The organism is Pseudomonas sp. P65(2024) (genome assembly GCF_057480955.1).
Map to the genome: position 1 here is coordinate 127,328 of NZ_JBLIYX010000008.1, position 14,395 is coordinate 141,722.

Annotated in this window: 13 protein-coding genes; 11 read left to right on the plus strand and 2 right to left on the minus strand. The window is 65.1% G+C overall.

What is annotated here, in order from left to right:
• The first annotated feature begins 4 nt into the window (after positions 1-4).
• The 10 genes from AC25MA_RS13580 (at position 5) to AC25MA_RS13625 (ending at position 9,232) form a co-directional block, all read left to right on the plus strand.
• Entirely contained in the window at positions 5-526 is a 522-nt protein-coding gene (locus AC25MA_RS13580) for a chemotaxis protein CheW (protein WP_069016068.1), read from the plus strand.
• Positions 523-1,770, plus strand: a complete 1,248-nt coding sequence (locus tag AC25MA_RS13585; RefSeq protein ID WP_069016067.1) for a CheR family methyltransferase — start codon at positions 523-525, stop codon at positions 1,768-1,770. The genes AC25MA_RS13580 and AC25MA_RS13585 overlap by 4 nt, the downstream gene beginning before the upstream one ends.
• Positions 1,767-2,432, plus strand: coding sequence for a chemotaxis protein CheW (locus AC25MA_RS13590; RefSeq protein ID WP_028690140.1), 666 nt, complete (start codon positions 1,767-1,769; stop codon positions 2,430-2,432). Before AC25MA_RS13585 ends, AC25MA_RS13590 begins: the two co-directional genes overlap by 4 nt.
• Positions 2,429-4,723 (plus strand): hybrid sensor histidine kinase/response regulator, encoded by a 2,295-nt coding sequence (locus tag AC25MA_RS13595; protein WP_028690139.1) that lies wholly within the window; start codon positions 2,429-2,431, stop codon positions 4,721-4,723. Before AC25MA_RS13590 ends, AC25MA_RS13595 begins: the two co-directional genes overlap by 4 nt.
• Complete coding sequence (gene cheB, locus AC25MA_RS13600; RefSeq protein ID WP_069016065.1) at positions 4,720-5,733, plus strand: chemotaxis response regulator protein-glutamate methylesterase; 1,014 nt, start codon at positions 4,720-4,722, stop codon at positions 5,731-5,733. Before AC25MA_RS13595 ends, cheB begins: the two co-directional genes overlap by 4 nt.
• Positions 5,734-5,784: 51 nt before the next feature.
• Positions 5,785-6,789, plus strand: coding sequence for a response regulator (locus AC25MA_RS13605; RefSeq protein ID WP_028690137.1), 1,005 nt, complete (start codon positions 5,785-5,787; stop codon positions 6,787-6,789).
• Positions 6,790-6,990: 201 nt separating this feature from the next.
• Positions 6,991-7,713 carry a BamJ family beta-barrel-assembly machinery protein gene (gene bamJ, locus AC25MA_RS13610; protein ID WP_028690136.1) on the plus strand — a complete coding sequence of 241 codons (723 nt, stop codon included), beginning with the start codon at positions 6,991-6,993 and terminating at the stop codon, positions 7,711-7,713.
• A gap of 279 nt (positions 7,714-7,992) precedes the next feature.
• Entirely contained in the window at positions 7,993-8,433 is a 441-nt protein-coding gene (locus AC25MA_RS13615; RefSeq protein WP_028690135.1) for a YkvA family protein, read from the plus strand.
• 89 nt (positions 8,434-8,522) lie between these two features.
• Entirely contained in the window at positions 8,523-8,867 is a 345-nt protein-coding gene (locus AC25MA_RS13620) for a helix-turn-helix domain-containing protein (protein ID WP_088852664.1), read from the plus strand.
• Positions 8,864-9,232, plus strand: a complete 369-nt coding sequence (locus AC25MA_RS13625; protein WP_028690133.1) for a hypothetical protein — start codon at positions 8,864-8,866, stop codon at positions 9,230-9,232. The genes AC25MA_RS13620 and AC25MA_RS13625 overlap by 4 nt, the downstream gene beginning before the upstream one ends.
• 69 nt (positions 9,233-9,301) lie before the next feature.
• On the opposite strand, the gene AC25MA_RS13630 is transcribed toward AC25MA_RS13625, so the two are convergent.
• Positions 9,302-11,059 carry a bifunctional diguanylate cyclase/phosphodiesterase gene (locus AC25MA_RS13630; protein ID WP_486972103.1) on the minus strand — a complete coding sequence of 586 codons (1,758 nt, stop codon included), beginning with the start codon at positions 11,057-11,059 and terminating at the stop codon, positions 9,302-9,304.
• Between the two features lie 108 nt (positions 11,060-11,167).
• Positions 11,168-13,249 carry a carboxy terminal-processing peptidase gene (locus tag AC25MA_RS13635; protein WP_247284117.1) on the minus strand — a complete coding sequence of 694 codons (2,082 nt, stop codon included), beginning with the start codon at positions 13,247-13,249 and terminating at the stop codon, positions 11,168-11,170.
• Positions 13,250-13,393: 144 nt separating this feature from the next.
• Between AC25MA_RS13635 and AC25MA_RS13640 the strand changes: the two genes are divergently transcribed.
• Positions 13,394-14,356 carry an NAD(P)H-quinone oxidoreductase gene (locus AC25MA_RS13640; protein ID WP_247284118.1) on the plus strand — a complete coding sequence of 321 codons (963 nt, stop codon included), beginning with the start codon at positions 13,394-13,396 and terminating at the stop codon, positions 14,354-14,356.
• Positions 14,357-14,395 lie beyond the last annotated feature (39 nt).

The following is a 14,395-nucleotide window of genomic DNA, read 5'->3' on the forward strand; positions in this document are numbered from 1 at the left end:
GACGATGAACGACATGTCCCCCCGCGAGGCGCGCGCCAGCACTGAAAAGGGCGTGCTGTACCTGCAGTTTCGCATCGCCGACCAGCGTTTCGCCCTGGACGTGCGCGAGGTGATCGAGGTCCTGCCGCAACGTGCGCTCAAGCCCATTGCCCAGGCTCCGGTCTGGGTGGCTGGCGTGCTCGCCCATCGCGGTGTGCTGGTGCCGGTGATCGACCTGTCGGCGCTCAGTTTCGGTTCCCCTGCCCAGTCGCGCAGCAGCACACGCCTGGTGCTGGTGCATTACCGCGCCGATCCACAGCGTCCGCAGTTGCAGCTGGGGCTGATCCTGGAGCAGGCCACCGACACCCTGCGCTGCGCGCCTGACGACTTCCAACCCTACGGGCTGGACAATGCCGAGGCGCGTTACCTCGGGCCTGTGCGCCAGGACGCCCGGGGTTTGTTGCAACGCATCGAGGTGGATGACCTGTTGTCGGATGCGGTGCGCGAGTTGCTCTATCCGCTGGAGCCAGGGCAGGTGCAGGCATGACTGAGCAGCGTTTCTTTCGTTTCCTGCAGGAGCGTATCGGCCTGGACGTCGAGTCGGTCGGCGCGGCGATGGTTGAGCGTGCCTTGCGCCAACGCTGCACCCTCGTGCAGGCGCAGAACCTGGACGACTACTGGGTGCGCCTGTTGCAGTCGACCGATGAACAGCAAGCCCTGATCGAGGCGGTCATCGTTCCGGAAACCTGGTTCTTCCGCTATCCCGAATCCTTCACCGCGCTGGCGGGCCTGGCCCACAAACGCGTAGCGGAGCTGGCCGGTGCCCGGCCGCTGCGGATCCTCAGCCTGCCTTGCTCCACCGGCGAGGAGCCGTACTCGATCGCCATGGCGTTGCTCGACGGCGGGCTGAGCCCTGGGGTATTTCGAATAGACGGCCTCGACATCAGCCCCAGTTCGGTGGCCAAGGGCGAGCTAGGGGTCTATGGCCGCAACTCGTTCCGCGGCAGCGAGCTGGCCTTTCGCGAGCGGCATTTCACCGCCGTCGGCGAGGCCCATCGCCTGGATGAGCGGGTGCGCCAGCAGGTCAGCCTGCAGGTGGGCAACGTGCTCGATCCGGCGCTGCGGGCGCGCCAAGGTCTCTATGATTTCGTGTTCTGCCGAAACCTGTTGATCTATTTCGATGTGCCGACCCAGCAGCGAGTGTTCGAGGTGCTCAAGCACATGACCCATGTCCAGGGCGTGCTGTTCATCGGGCCGGCCGAGGGCAGCCTGCTGGCGCGCCTGGGCATGCGGCCGTTGGGGATCGCCCAGTCGTTCGCCTACGTGCGTCAGGATGAAGCGCCGCCGGTCCCCATCGCCAAGCCGGCGTCCCGCCCCACAGTCGCGCCATCCGTGCCACCGCGTATCTTGACGCTGCCGCCGCGGGTTGGCAGACCGAACGCCGCGCCAGTCGCCAAGGTGATGCCAGCCGAAGGTGAGGCGCAACTGCTGGCCAGCATCGCCCAGCATGCCAATGCCGGCGACAGCGCCCAGGCCAGGGAAGGCTGCGAGCGCTATCTACGCAAGTTTGCGCCCAAGGCACAGGTCTACTACTGGCTGGGGTTGCTCAGCGATACCGAGGGCGATGCCGCGCAGGCCATTACCCATTACCGCAAGGCCCTCTACCTCGAGCCGCAGCACCCGGAGGCGCTGATGCACCTGGCCATGCTGCTGGCCGCGCAGGGCGACGAGGCGGGCGCGCGACGCCTGCAGGAGCGTGCCGCTCGGGCAGGCAGGGAGTCTGAACGATGAGCGGCGAATACCCTATGCAACTGATCGCCCACGATGACGAGCAGATCGATGACTGCTGGAATCGTATCGGGGTGCATGGCGACAAGCAGTGCCCCTTGCTGCCACGGCATGTGCACTGCCGCAATTGTGAGGTCTATGCCGAGGCGGCAATGCGCCTGCTCGACCGTTATGCGCTGATTCAGGATGAACCGCTCGAGGCGCCGCTCGTGCAGGAAGAAGCGGTCGGCCGCTCGATGCTGCTGTTCCGCCTGGGCGAGGAATGGTTGGCCCTGGCTACCGCCTGCCTGGCCGAGATCTCCCCGTTGCAGCCGGTGCACTCATTGCCTCACCAGCGTTCGCGGGTGCTGCAGGGAGTCGCCAATGTGCGCGGGTCGCTGGTGCCTTGCCTGTCGCTGGCCGACCTGCTGGGCGTATCGGTCGAGGCGGGCGGCGAGCGCGGTGGGCGGAGCATGCCGCGCATGCTGATCCTGGCGGCCGAAGGCGGGCCGGTGGTGGTACCGGTGGACGAGATAGACGGTATCCATCGCCTTGACCCGGCGACCCTGGACAACGGCCGCGATGCGGCGCACTTCACTGCGGCGGTGCTGCAGTGGCGTGGGCGCAGCGTGCGCGTGCTGGATGAACAACACCTGATGTCAGCCGTGAAGCGGAGCCTGTCATGACCCCGGAGCAAATGCGCGATGCGTCGCTGCTCGAGCTGTTCAGCCTGGAGGCCGAGGCCCAGACCCAGGTGCTCAGTGCGGGCTTGATGGCGCTGGAGCGCAACCCTGCGCAACCCGATCAGCTCGAGGCCTGCATGCGTGCGGCGCACTCGCTCAAGGGCGCGGCGCGGATCGTCGGCATCGACGCCGGGGTCAGTGTCGCCCATGTCATGGAAGATTGCCTGGTAGCAGCCCAGGAAGGCCGCCTGCTGCTGCGCCCCGAGCATATCGACGCACTGTTGCAGGGCACCGATCTGCTGATGCGCATCGCCACGCCGGGCGATCAGGACAGCGAAGCCGCCGTGGCGGTGTTTCTGGCGCAGATGGCGTCCTTGCTCGACCCCTCGGCGCCGTTGCTGGCCAACGCACAGCCGAGTGCACCGAGCCTGCCGCCTGTCGTCCAGCCCGCACTGCCGGAGCCCGAGCCCCTGCCGCCACCTGAGCCCGATGTCGAAGCGGAACCGATGCCTGCCCGCAAGGCTGGAAAACGCGGTGGCGAGGGCGGCGAGCGGGTGTTGCGGGTCACCGCCGACCGACTGAACAGCCTGCTGGACCTGTCGAGCAAGTCGCTGGTCGAGACCCAGCGCCTGAAACCCTACCTGGCCACTCTGCAGCGCCTGAAACGCATGCATGGCCAGGGCATGCGGGGGCTCGACGGGCTGAAGGCCCAGCTGGAGGAGAGCGGGCAGGGGCCAGAAGTGCTCGAAGCCCTGGCCCAGACCCAGCAGTTGCTGGCCGAAACCCAGCAAATCCTGTTGCAACAGGCGGCTGACCTGGACGAATTCGGCTGGCAGGCCAGCCAGCGCGCGCAGTTGCTCTACGACACGGCTTTGGCCTGTCGCATGCGTCCGTTCGCCGATGTGCTGACCGGGCAGAGCCGGATGGTCCGCGACCTTGGACGTTCGCTGGACAAGCCCGTGCGCCTGCTGGTCGAGGGCGAGAAGACCCAGGTCGATCGCGATGTGCTGGAAAAACTCGAGGCTCCGCTGACGCACCTGCTGCGCAATGCGGTCGATCATGGTATCGAGCTGCCCGAGCAGCGCCTGCTGGCCGGCAAGCCGAGCGAGGGCACGGTACGCCTGCGCGCCTCGCACCAGGCCGGGTTGCTGATCCTCGAACTGTCCGATGATGGTGCCGGTATCGATCTGCAGCGCCTGCGCCGCAGTATCGTCGAGCGAGCCCTGTCGCCGGCCGAGACCGTGGCGCAGATGAGCGAGGCCGAGCTGCTGACGTTCCTGTTCCTGCCGGGCTTCAGCCTGCGCGACACGGTCACCGAGGTGTCCGGGCGCGGTGTCGGGCTGGACGCAGTGCAGCACATGGTCCGCGAACTGCGCGGGTCCATCGAGTTGACCCAGGTGGCGGGGCAGGGCTGCTGCTTCCACCTGGAAGTGCCGTTGACCCTGTCGGTGGTGCGCAGCCTGGTGGTCGAGGTGGGCGGCGAGGCTTATGCCTTCCCCCTGGCGCATATCGAGCGCACCGTCGAAGTGCCGGCCGAGGCCATCGTGCAGATCGAAGGTCGTCAGCACTTCTGGCACGAAGGCCGGCATATCGGCCTGGTGGCCGCCAGCCAGTTGCTCAACCGGCCGGCGGCGCAGGGCGACGAGCAGAGCCTGCGGGTGGTGGTGATCCGCGAGCGCGAACAGCTCTATGGGGTGGCGGTCGAGCGCCTGATCGGCGAACGGGTGTTGGTAGTGATGCCGCTGGACCCGCGCCTGGGCAAGGTCCAGGACATTTCCGCGGGCGCCTTGCTCGATGATGGCTCGGTGGTGCTGATCGTCGATGTCGAGGACCTGTTGCGCTCGGTGGACAAGTTGCTCAGCACCGGCCGCCTGGAGCGTATCGAACGGGGCGGGCGGGGCGGCAAGGGTGTGGCGCGCAAGCGCATCCTGGTGGTCGACGACTCGCTCACCGTGCGCGAGCTGCAGCGCAAGCTGCTGGGCAACCGCGGCTATGACGTGGCAGTGGCCGTCGATGGCATGGACGGCTGGAACGCACTGCGCAGCGATGATTTTGACCTGCTGATCACCGACATCGACATGCCGCGCATGGATGGCATCGAGCTGGTCACTCTGGTAAGGCGCGACAGTCGCCTGCAATCGCTGCCGGTGATGGTGGTTTCCTACAAGGACCGCGAAGAAGACCGGCGTCGTGGACTGGATGCCGGCGCCGACTATTATTTGGCCAAGGCCAGCTTCCATGACGATGCGTTGCTGGAGGCGGTCGTGGAGCTGATCGGAGGTGCCCAGGGATGAGAATCGCCATCGTCAACGACATGCCCATGGCCGTGGAGGCCCTGCGCCGTGCGTTGGCCTTCGAACCCGCGCACCAGGTGATCTGGGTGGCGGGCAATGGCGCCGAGGCGGTGCGCCTGTGCGCCGAGCAGACCCCGGACCTGATCCTCATGGACCTGATCATGCCGGTGATGGATGGTGTCGAGGCCACCCGGCGGATCATGGCGCAGACGCCGTGCGCCATCGTCATCGTCACCGTGGACCGCAAGCAGAACGTGCATCGGGTGTTCGAGGCCATGGGCCATGGCGCTCTGGATGTGGTCGATACCCCGGCGCTGGGCGCGGGTGACGCCCGGGAAGCGGCCGCGCCGCTGTTACGCAAGATCCTGAATATTGGCTGGCTGATCGGCCAGCAGCGTCCCAGTGCCGCTCGTACGGTGGCCGCGCCGCTACGCGAGACCTCGCAGCGCCGTGCCTTGGTGGCCATCGGTTCGTCGGCCGGAGGGCCGGCGGCGTTGGAAGTGCTGCTCAAGGGCCTGCCGCGCAGTTTTCCGGCGGCCATCGTGCTGGTCCAGCATGTGGATCAGGTGTTCGCCGCCGGCATGGCCGAATGGCTCAGCACCGCGTCGGGTCTGCCGGTGCGCCTGGCCCGCGAGGGTGAGCCTCCGCAGCCGGGGCAGGTGCTGCTGGCCGGCACCAACCACCATATCCGCCTGCTGAGGAATGGCGAGCTGGCCTACACTGCCGAGCCTGTCAACGAAATCTACCGGCCCTCGATCGACGTGTTCTTCGAGAGCGTGGCGCGCTACTGGTCAGGCGACGCGGTGGGCGTGCTGCTTACCGGCATGGGGCGCGACGGTGCCCAGGGCCTGAAGCTGATGCGCCAGCAGGGCTTCCTGACCATCGCCCAGGACCAGCAAAGCTGCGCGGTGTACGGCATGCCCAAGGCCGCCGCGGCGATCGACGCGGCGGTGGAAATCCGCCCGCTGGAGCGAATTGCCGGGCGACTGGTGGAAATCTTTTCGAAATGAAGATATGTATTGAGGCGCGCCGCGTGGCCGGCGGTCAACGGGTGACTACGGATGAATGATCTACCGATCGAAGGTTTCACGACCATCAACGAAAGCGCGGCGATGGTCCTGCTGGTCGATGATCAGGCGATGATCGGCGAAGCGGTGCGCCGTGGTCTGGCCCATGAAGAGAACATTGACTTCCATTTCTGCGCCGACCCGCACCAGGCGGTGGCCCAGGCCATGCGCATCAAGCCCACGGTAATTCTCCAGGACCTGATCATGCCGGGCCTCGATGGCCTGACCCTGGTGCGCGAGTACCGCAACAACCCGGCCACCCAGGATATCCCGATCATCGTCCTGTCGACCAAGGAGGACCCGCTGGTCAAGAGCGCGGCCTTTGCTGCCGGGGCCAACGACTACCTGGTAAAGCTACCGGACACCATCGAGCTGGTGGCGCGTATCCGCTATCACTCGCGCTCGTACCTCACGCTGTTGCAGCGCGACGAGGCCTATCGCGCACTGCGGGTGAGCCAGCAGCAGTTGCTCGATACCAACCTGATGTTGCAGCGGTTGATGAACTCGGACGGTCTCACCGGGCTGTCCAACCGTCGTCATTTCGACGAGTACCTGGAATTGGAGTGGCGTCGGGCTATCCGTGAACAGCAGCAGTTGTCGCTGCTGATGGTCGACGTAGACTACTTCAAGGCGTTCAACGACAGCTTCGGTCACCTGGCCGGTGACGAGGCCCTGCGTCAGGTGGCCGAGGCCATTCGCGGCTGCTGCTCGCGGCCGACCGACCTGCCGGCGCGTTATGGCGGCGAGGAGTTCGCCCTGGTGCTGCCTAACACCTCCCCTGGTGGTGCGCGGCTGGTGGCGGAGAAGCTGCGCCAGACCATCATGGGCCTGAAGATCGCCCACACCGTGCCTGAGGCGGCCTCCCTGCTGACCGTGAGTATCGGTCTGGCGACCTTGACGCCGAGTGTCGGCAGTCATTGCCGTCAGCTGATCTCGGCGGCGGACAAGGGGCTGTACCTGGCCAAGAACAGCGGACGCAACCAGGTTGGCATTGCATGATCCGGTCTCCATCGGCTCGTTCCCTCCGCGCAAGAGCCGTCAATGCTGGCCATAGGCTGCAACTGCGACCATGAACAACCTTTCACCCAGGAACTTCCTGCGCGCAACCCGCTCTTATGCCGGTAGCCATTGGTCGCGGCCGCCTGCTAAGCTCGCGGCTTTACCCTGATTGCCCTCATGGCGCATGAACAAGGAAATTACATGAAACAGCATCGTTTGGCGGCCGCGGTTGCCCTGGTAGGCCTGGTCCTCGCGGGCTGCGACGCCCAGACCAGCAGCGTCGAGCTGAAGACTCCGGCACAGAAGGCCTCCTACGGTATCGGCCTGAACATGGGCAAGAGCCTGGCCCAGGAAGGCATGGACGACCTGGACTCGAAAGCCGTCGCCCAGGGCATCGAGGACGCGGTAGGCAAGAAAGAGCAGCGCATCAAGGACGAAGAGCTGGTCGAAGCCTTCACCGCCTTGCAGAAGCGCGCCGAAGAACGCCTGGCCAAGGCTAGCGAGGAAGCTGCCGCCGCCGGCAAGAAATTCCTCGAGGAAAACGGCAAGAAGCCTGGCGTGATCACCACCGCTTCGGGCCTGCAGTATGAAGTGGTCAAGAAGGCCGACGGCCCGCAACCCAAACCGACCGACGTGGTCACCGTCCACTACGAAGGCAAGCTGACCGACGGCAAGGTCTTCGACAGCTCCGTCGAGCGCGGCAGCCCGATCGACCTGCCGGTCAGCGGCGTGATCCCGGGCTGGGTCGAAGGTCTGCAACTGATGCACGTCGGCGAGAAGTACAAGCTGTACATCCCGGCCGAGCTGGCCTATGGCGCCCAGAGCCCGAGCCCGCTGATCCCGGCCAACTCGGTCCTGGTCTTCGACCTGGAACTGATTGCCATCAAGGATCCGGCCAAGGCCGACCAGGCACCGGCCAAGTAATACCCGGCCCGTTGCAAGAAGACGCCCCGTTTCGACGGGGCGTCGTCGTTTTCAGTCCGGCTTGACGCGAACCGTCGGCGTCATTCACTGTCGCAAGCAGTACCCACGCAGGCACGGAGGCCGGTGTCGCAAAACGTTTGCGCGATTGAAACGGTTGTGTAAAAAACGCCCGATTCGTACCAGGCCCTTGCCCGGCGGGCACCACGCGGCGCCAATGTCGCCCTGTTCACAAGGTTATCCACAATAAATGTGGATAACCCCTGGTCCTCTGGAGGTCCCATGAGCGCACCCTGGAATTTCGCCCGCTTCCTGCCCCTGGCCGAGCGCCTGCTCAGCCGCGGGCGGCTGCCGGCCCTGTTGTTCGCGGTGGCCCGCAAGGGGCCGAAGCTGGGCCAGTTGCGCGAGGATCTGCGCCTGATGCAGGCGCTGTGCCTGGCCTGGTGGCGTGGCGAGTACCGCGCCGTCAGCCCCAAGGCACTGGTGACCATCGTGGCCGGACTGCTGTACTTCGTAAGCCCCTTGGACGCCATTCCCGACTGGCTGCTGGGCGTCGGCCTGCTCGACGACATCGCCGTGCTGGGCTGGGTGCTCAAGACCGTCGCCGATGAGCTGGGTCGCTTCAAGGCCTGGCGCGACGCCCAGGCGCCGGAACGGCTGCGGGTGGTCGAGCGCCTTCCGGACACCCCGGAGGCGCTGCGTCTCGAGCGGCCCGGTAGCTGATTCGCACAGACCCCCGAGCTTGGTAATATAATTGGCATAAGGGTTATGCCTACGGATTACATGCCGTAATCCAACGTCAAGGGGGTTGTATGGGTATTCAGGTCATCAGCCGGGACGGTCAGCCCGAGTACGCAGTGGTTCCCTGGGAGCAATATCAGAAGTTGCTGGCGGCCGCAGGCCAGGCGCCGGCCGCGGCTCCCGACTCAGCCAGTTACAACGAGAGCACTCAACCAAGCGCCAGCTTGTCCTCCTTGGACCAGCTGGCGTCCTTGCGTCAGGCCAAGGGCCTGGCGCCGGAGCAACTGGCACGCAGCGTCGGCATCAGCCCGGCCTACCTGGCGATGATCGAGTCCGGGGAGCGCCGCCCGGACGCTGCGATCCTGCGCAGCCTGGCCTGGCACCTTGGCGTGGCCGGCTGGAGCGAGCCGTCATGAGCCAGGTCAGGATCAGCCGTCAGCAATGGCAGAGCCTGCTGACCGAGCTCGACCTGGCCCGCCGTCAACGCCACCTGCTCACGTACCGTGCGCTGCTTGAGCGCCTGCAATTGCCCAGTCCGGCGATGCAGACCCTGACCGCGGCGCTTGAATACCTGGCGGCGCTTGACGCCCGCGCCGAGCAGCCACTGCGCAGTTCGCTGGTGATCAGCCAGGGGGCCAGCCGCCTGCCGCGCACCGGCTTCTTCGAGTGCGTCGAGCGCCTGGGACGGTTTTCCGGACCGGTGGATGGCATGGAGGCGGCGTCCTGGCATGCCTCTGAAGTGGTGCGGGTGTTCGAGTATCGCTATCCGGAAGAGGCCTGAAATCGTGGCTGTAGGCTTGGTTGTGGAAGCGGATTTGCCGGCGAAAGGACCGCACAGCGGTCCCCAGGTTTAACTCAGCACGGTTGTATCGATCAGGCTCAGCCCTGAGCCACCGTCATCCTTGGCTTGACGCTTGGCCTGGGAGGCAAGCTCGGCCAATTGACCGGCATCCAGCCCGTCGCTGCTGCCGGGCTCCAGCCAGACCACGCCGATTGACAGCGACAGCAAGGCGAAGGTCTCCCGCTGCCCTTGGCGGTTATGAGCGATGAAGCAACCTGCCTCAAGGTGATCGCTGCGGTAGAAGCGTCGGCATTGCCGGCCAAAGGTCTCCAGCAGCAATTGCAGACGTTCGCGCCAGTCCGCCGAGCCCAGCACCAGCATGAAGTCGTCGCCGCCGATATGGCCGACGAAATCCCGGCTCGGGTCGACGCAGTCGTTCAGGCACTGGGCCAGGCACAACAGCACTTCATCGCCACGGGCATAGCCATAGATATCGTTGAAAGGCTTGAAGCTGTCGATGTCCACGTAGCACACGGCGGCCTCGCGTCGCTGCAGCAACAGGCGCGCCAGGCACTGCTGGATCGGCACGTTGCCCGGTAGCAACGTGAGCGGATTGGCGTGCCTTGCCTGCTGGATCTTCTGCTCGGTGATCAGCTTGAGCACGTCGATCACCCGACCAAGCCCCAGGTAACGCCCATTCTGGGTAATGATGAAGTCTTCCTCGATACGCTGGCGCGCACGGCTGGTAAGCAGGCGGCTTACCTGCTGCAGCGACTGGCCGCGCTCGACGGCGAGAAAGTCTTGGCTCATCAGTCGGCTGATCGGCTTGCGCGCGAACAGGTCGGTGCCGAAGGGTTGGAGCAGGGCATCGGCAAGCGAGTGGCGATGGACGATGCCGCAAGGGCTGCCTTGCTCGTCCAGCACGGCGAGGGAGTTGAGGTTGGCCTGACGGCGGAAGGCGTCTAGTACCTGTTGCGTGGCAGTATCGAGGGTGACCGAAGGCTGCTGGAGAAGCAGGGCGCTGAGGTCGCGGCTGTCCTCGCCCAGCGCTACAACCGAGTCTGGCGCCGGGGGTGGCAAGCCTAGGTAGTCTGCCACTGGAAACTCCTGGGGGCGGCCAAGCAGGTAGCCCTGGACCAGGAACACCCCCATCTCGCCCAGCACTGTCAGTTCCTCGGCCAGTTCGATGCCCTCGGCGATCACCTGAGCGCGGGAGGCCCGGGCGATCTGCAGGATAGAGCCGACGAACTCGCGCTTGAGCGGGTCCTGGTGGATGCCATCGATGAAATGACGGTCGATCTTCACATAGTCCGGGCGCAGCTCCGACCACAGGCGCAGGCTCGAGTAACCGGCGCCCAGATCGTCCAGGGCAATGGAGAAACCCATGTCGCGGTAGTGGTGCAGGGCGTTGTACAGCAGCTGGAAATCTTCGGTAGGCGTCTGCTCGGTCAGCTCGATGACTACCCGGCTCGGCGCCAGGCCGACCTGTTCGAGCATTTTCAGGGTGCGCCCGGACGGGTAGTCGGGCTCGACCAGGGATTCGGGGGAGACGTTGAGGAACAACTGGCCCGGCAGGTTCAGCTCGCTGAAACGGCGGCAGGCGGTTTCACTGCACAGCACCTCCAGTTCGGCGAGGCGACCGGCCTGGCGGGCGATGGCGAAGAGGTTCAGCGGCGAGTGCAGCGGGCTGTTGGACGGGCCGCGGCTCAGGGCCTCATAGCCGAGGATGCGCCTTTCAGACAGGCAGACGATGGGTTGGAACAGACAGTGGATACTGCGTTGAGCCAGGATGGCGCTCAAGGCGCTGAGCTGTTCGGTGACGGTCATGGACTGCTTCCTGAAGTGAAAAAGGCCGGACGCTTGCACGTCCGGCCCTTCCATTTCACGACAGTCCAATGACTGTTTGATGACAGGTCACATTATTTCGCCATCACTTCAGTGCTTGGCCACCGACGTGCTGAGGCTCAGGTAGTCGAGCAGGATACGACCGGTCTCGGACAGGTAGGCATCGTCCTCGGGCTTGGTGTCGTCCGGCTCGGCGGGCAGGGCGTCCTCGTCTTCCTTCTTCAACTCCTTCAGCGGTTCTTCGCCCTTGGCTTTGCGGCGGATGTTCTCCAGCGTCAGCTGCTTGGACTCGATCTCGTCGTGGCGGGCGCGACGCTGCTGCTCGTTGAGGCTGACGGTCTTCTCGTTCATCAGCTTCTGGGTCAGCGCCAGGCGGTCGCGGATGTAGACGAACTCGGCATCCTTGTCGCTGCGCGCGTCATGCTGCGCCTTGAGCTGGGCCAGGAACGGCTTGAACGGATCGGAGGCCGGCTTGACCACCGGGCGGATGGTGTCCCACGGCATGGCCTCGGGGAGCGCGCTTTCGCCGATTTCCTTGGTGTCGATGATCGACGGATAGGCGATGTCCGGCAGTACGCCCTGGTGCTGGGTGCTCTGCCCGGAAACCCGGTAGAACTTGGCCAGGGTCAGCTTGAGCTCGCCGTGGTTGAGCGGCTGGATGGTTTGCACGGTGCCCTTGCCGAAGGTCTGGCCGCCAATGATCAGCGCGCGGTGGTAGTCCTGCATGGCACCGGCAAAGATTTCCGACGCCGAGGCCGACAGGCGGTTGACCAGCAGCGCCAGCGGGCCTTTGTAGAAGGCGCCCGGATTCTCGTCCTCGAGCACGTCGACACGGCCGTCGGCGTTGCGCACCAGCACGGTCGGGCCTTTCTCGATGAACAGGCTGGTCAGCTCGGTGGCTTCCTGCAGCGAGCCGCCACCGTTGTTGCGCAGGTCGATGACCACGCCGTCGACCTTTTCCTTCTGCAGCTCGGTGAGCAGCTTCTTCACGTCGCGGGTTGTGCTCTTGTAGTCCGGATCGCCAGCGCGATAGGCCTTGAAGTCCAGGTAGAAGGCCGGGATCTCGATGATCCCCAGCTTGTAGTCACGCCCGTCCTGCTTGAGCTTGAGCACCGACTTTTTCGCCGCCTGCTCTTCGAGCTTGACCGCTTCGCGGGTGATCGAGACGATCTTGCTGGTCTGATCGTTCGGCGCGTTGCTGGCCGGAATGACCTCCAGGCGTACCACCGAGCCTTTCGGGCCGCGGATCAGCTTGACCACTTCATCCAGGCGCCAGCCGACCACGTCGACCATCTCCTTGTTGCCCTGGGCCACGCCGACGATCTTGTCGGCCGGGGCGACCTGCTTGGTCTTGGCGGCAGGGCCTGCCGGCACCAGGCGCACGATCTTGACTTGGTCGTTGTCGCTCTGCAGCACCGCGCCGATGCCTTCGAGCGACAGGCTCATGTTGATGTCGAAGTTTTCGGCGTTGTCCGGCGACAGGTAGTTGGTGTGTGGGTCGTAGGACTGGGCGAAGGTATTGATGTAAGCCTGGAAGATGTCTTCCGCGCGAGTCTGGTCCAGGCGCGCCAACTGGTTCTTGTAGCGCTTGATCAGGGTTTCCTGAACCTGTTTGAGCTCCTTGCCGGAGATCTTCTGGCGCAGCACCTCGTCTTTCACGCGCTTGCGCCACAGCTCGTCGAGCTCGGCCTGGTTCTTCATCCACGGCGCGTCCTTGCGGTCGACCAGCAGGTCTTCCTTGACGCTGAAGTCGATCTTGTCGACGCCTTTGTTCAACTCGCCCAAGGCATAGTCCAGACGCTGCTTCACGCGGTCCAGGTAGCGCTTGTAGATAGTGAAGCCAGGTTCGAGGTTGCCGCTCTTGAGGAAGTCGTCGAACTGGGTCTTCCATTTGTCGAATTCGGCGATGTCGGCTGCGGTGAAGTAGCTGCGCGACGGGTCGAGCAGCTTGATGTAGCTGTCGTAGATGATGACCGAACGGGCGTCGTCCAGCGGTGGCTTGCTGTAGTGGTGGCGCTTGAGCAGCTCGACGATGTTGAGACTGGCCACGACCTCGTCGCGGTCCGGCTGCAGGCTGTCCCACTTGTTGGCGGCGGCCGCATTGCCACCGAGCGTGAGGCTGCCCAGGCCGATCATGAGGGCGAGGGCGGTGCTGGGGAGGAAATGCTTCATGCTGATTCGACGTGGAGGCAATTGATCACGCATAGTAGGCCGTCTTTTCCGTTCGCCGGTTCCATCGGAGCCGGACGCATACTGCAAAAAGCCTGGGACTTGGCGTTCCCAGGCTCGGTCATATGATTCAACTATGGAGGCACTGTGAAGGCATTGCAAGGCGTTGACGGACATGTGGCGTGGGTTGAGGCCGAGCGCCCGGCCTGTGATGCCGGGCAGGTGCGTATTCGCGTAGCCGCCGCCGGGTTGAACCGCGCCGACCTGCTGCAGCGGGCCGGGCTGTACCCGCCGCCGCCCGAGGCCAGCCCTTATATGGGCCTGGAATGCTCAGGGATCGTCGAGCAGGTCGGGGCCGGCGCCGACTGGCGCGTGGGCGACCGGGTATGCGCGTTGCTGGCCGGTGGCGGCATGGCCGAGGAAGTCGTGGTCGACGCCCGGCACGTGCTGCCGGTGCCCGAAGGCCTGAGCCTGCACGAGGCGGCGGCTGTGCCCGAGGTGTACGCCACGGCTTGGCTGAACATCTTCCAGCTGGGTGCATTGAAAGCCGGTGAGAAAGTGCTGGTGCATGCCGGTGCCAGTGGCGTGGGTTCTGCAGCCATCCAGCTGTGCAAGGCGTTCGGCAACCCGGTGTGGGTCAGTGTCGGGTCGCCGCAGCGCCTGGCCTATTGTCAGTCCCTCGGCGCCGTGGGCGGCGTGGTACGCAATGGCAATCTCGATGATCTGGAACAGCTCGGGCCGTTCGATGTGATCCTCGACCCGGTGGGCGCCAGCTATGGCCCGCTCAACCTCAAGCTGCTGGCGCGTGACGGGCGCTGGGTGATCATCGGCCTGATGGGCGGGCGCAAGGTCGAGCTGGACCTGGCGCTGGTGCTGGGCAAGCGCCTGGAAATCACCGGTTCGACCTTGCGCAATCGCGATGACGCGTTCAAGGCGCAGTTGTTACAGGAGCTGCGTCAGCACGTGTGGCCGCTTTTCGCCGAGGGACGCCTGTCGCCACAGTTGGTCGACACCTACCCGGTAGCCTTCGCCGAGGCGGCTTATGCGGAGCTGGCGAGCAACCAGGTATCCGGCAAGCTGGTGCTGGTGATCGACCCGACGCTCGTGTGATCTGGCGCATGCCCCTGTAGGAGCGCGCAGACTGCAACC

What these genes read in the sequence shown, in the direction of transcription:
- AC25MA_RS13580 (WP_069016068.1), top strand. Translation starts at nt 5, where the DNA reads ATGAACGACATGTCCCCCCGCGAGGCGCGCGCCAGCACTGAAAAGGGC.
- AC25MA_RS13585 (WP_069016067.1), top strand. Translation starts at nt 523, where the DNA reads ATGACTGAGCAGCGTTTCTTTCGTTTCCTGCAGGAGCGTATCGGCCTG.
- AC25MA_RS13590 (WP_028690140.1), top strand. Translation starts at nt 1,767, where the DNA reads ATGAGCGGCGAATACCCTATGCAACTGATCGCCCACGATGACGAGCAG.
- AC25MA_RS13595 (WP_028690139.1), top strand. Translation starts at nt 2,429, where the DNA reads ATGACCCCGGAGCAAATGCGCGATGCGTCGCTGCTCGAGCTGTTCAGC.
- cheB (WP_069016065.1), top strand. Translation starts at nt 4,720, where the DNA reads ATGAGAATCGCCATCGTCAACGACATGCCCATGGCCGTGGAGGCCCTG.
- AC25MA_RS13605 (WP_028690137.1), top strand. Translation starts at nt 5,785, where the DNA reads ATGAATGATCTACCGATCGAAGGTTTCACGACCATCAACGAAAGCGCG.
- bamJ (WP_028690136.1), top strand. Translation starts at nt 6,991, where the DNA reads ATGAAACAGCATCGTTTGGCGGCCGCGGTTGCCCTGGTAGGCCTGGTC.
- AC25MA_RS13615 (WP_028690135.1), top strand. Translation starts at nt 7,993, where the DNA reads ATGAGCGCACCCTGGAATTTCGCCCGCTTCCTGCCCCTGGCCGAGCGC.
- AC25MA_RS13620 (WP_088852664.1), top strand. Translation starts at nt 8,523, where the DNA reads ATGGGTATTCAGGTCATCAGCCGGGACGGTCAGCCCGAGTACGCAGTG.
- AC25MA_RS13625 (WP_028690133.1), top strand. Translation starts at nt 8,864, where the DNA reads ATGAGCCAGGTCAGGATCAGCCGTCAGCAATGGCAGAGCCTGCTGACC.
- AC25MA_RS13630 (WP_486972103.1), bottom strand. Translation starts at nt 11,059, where the DNA reads ATGACCGTCACCGAACAGCTCAGCGCCTTGAGCGCCATCCTGGCTCAA.
- AC25MA_RS13635 (WP_247284117.1), bottom strand. Translation starts at nt 13,249, where the DNA reads ATGAAGCATTTCCTCCCCAGCACCGCCCTCGCCCTCATGATCGGCCTG.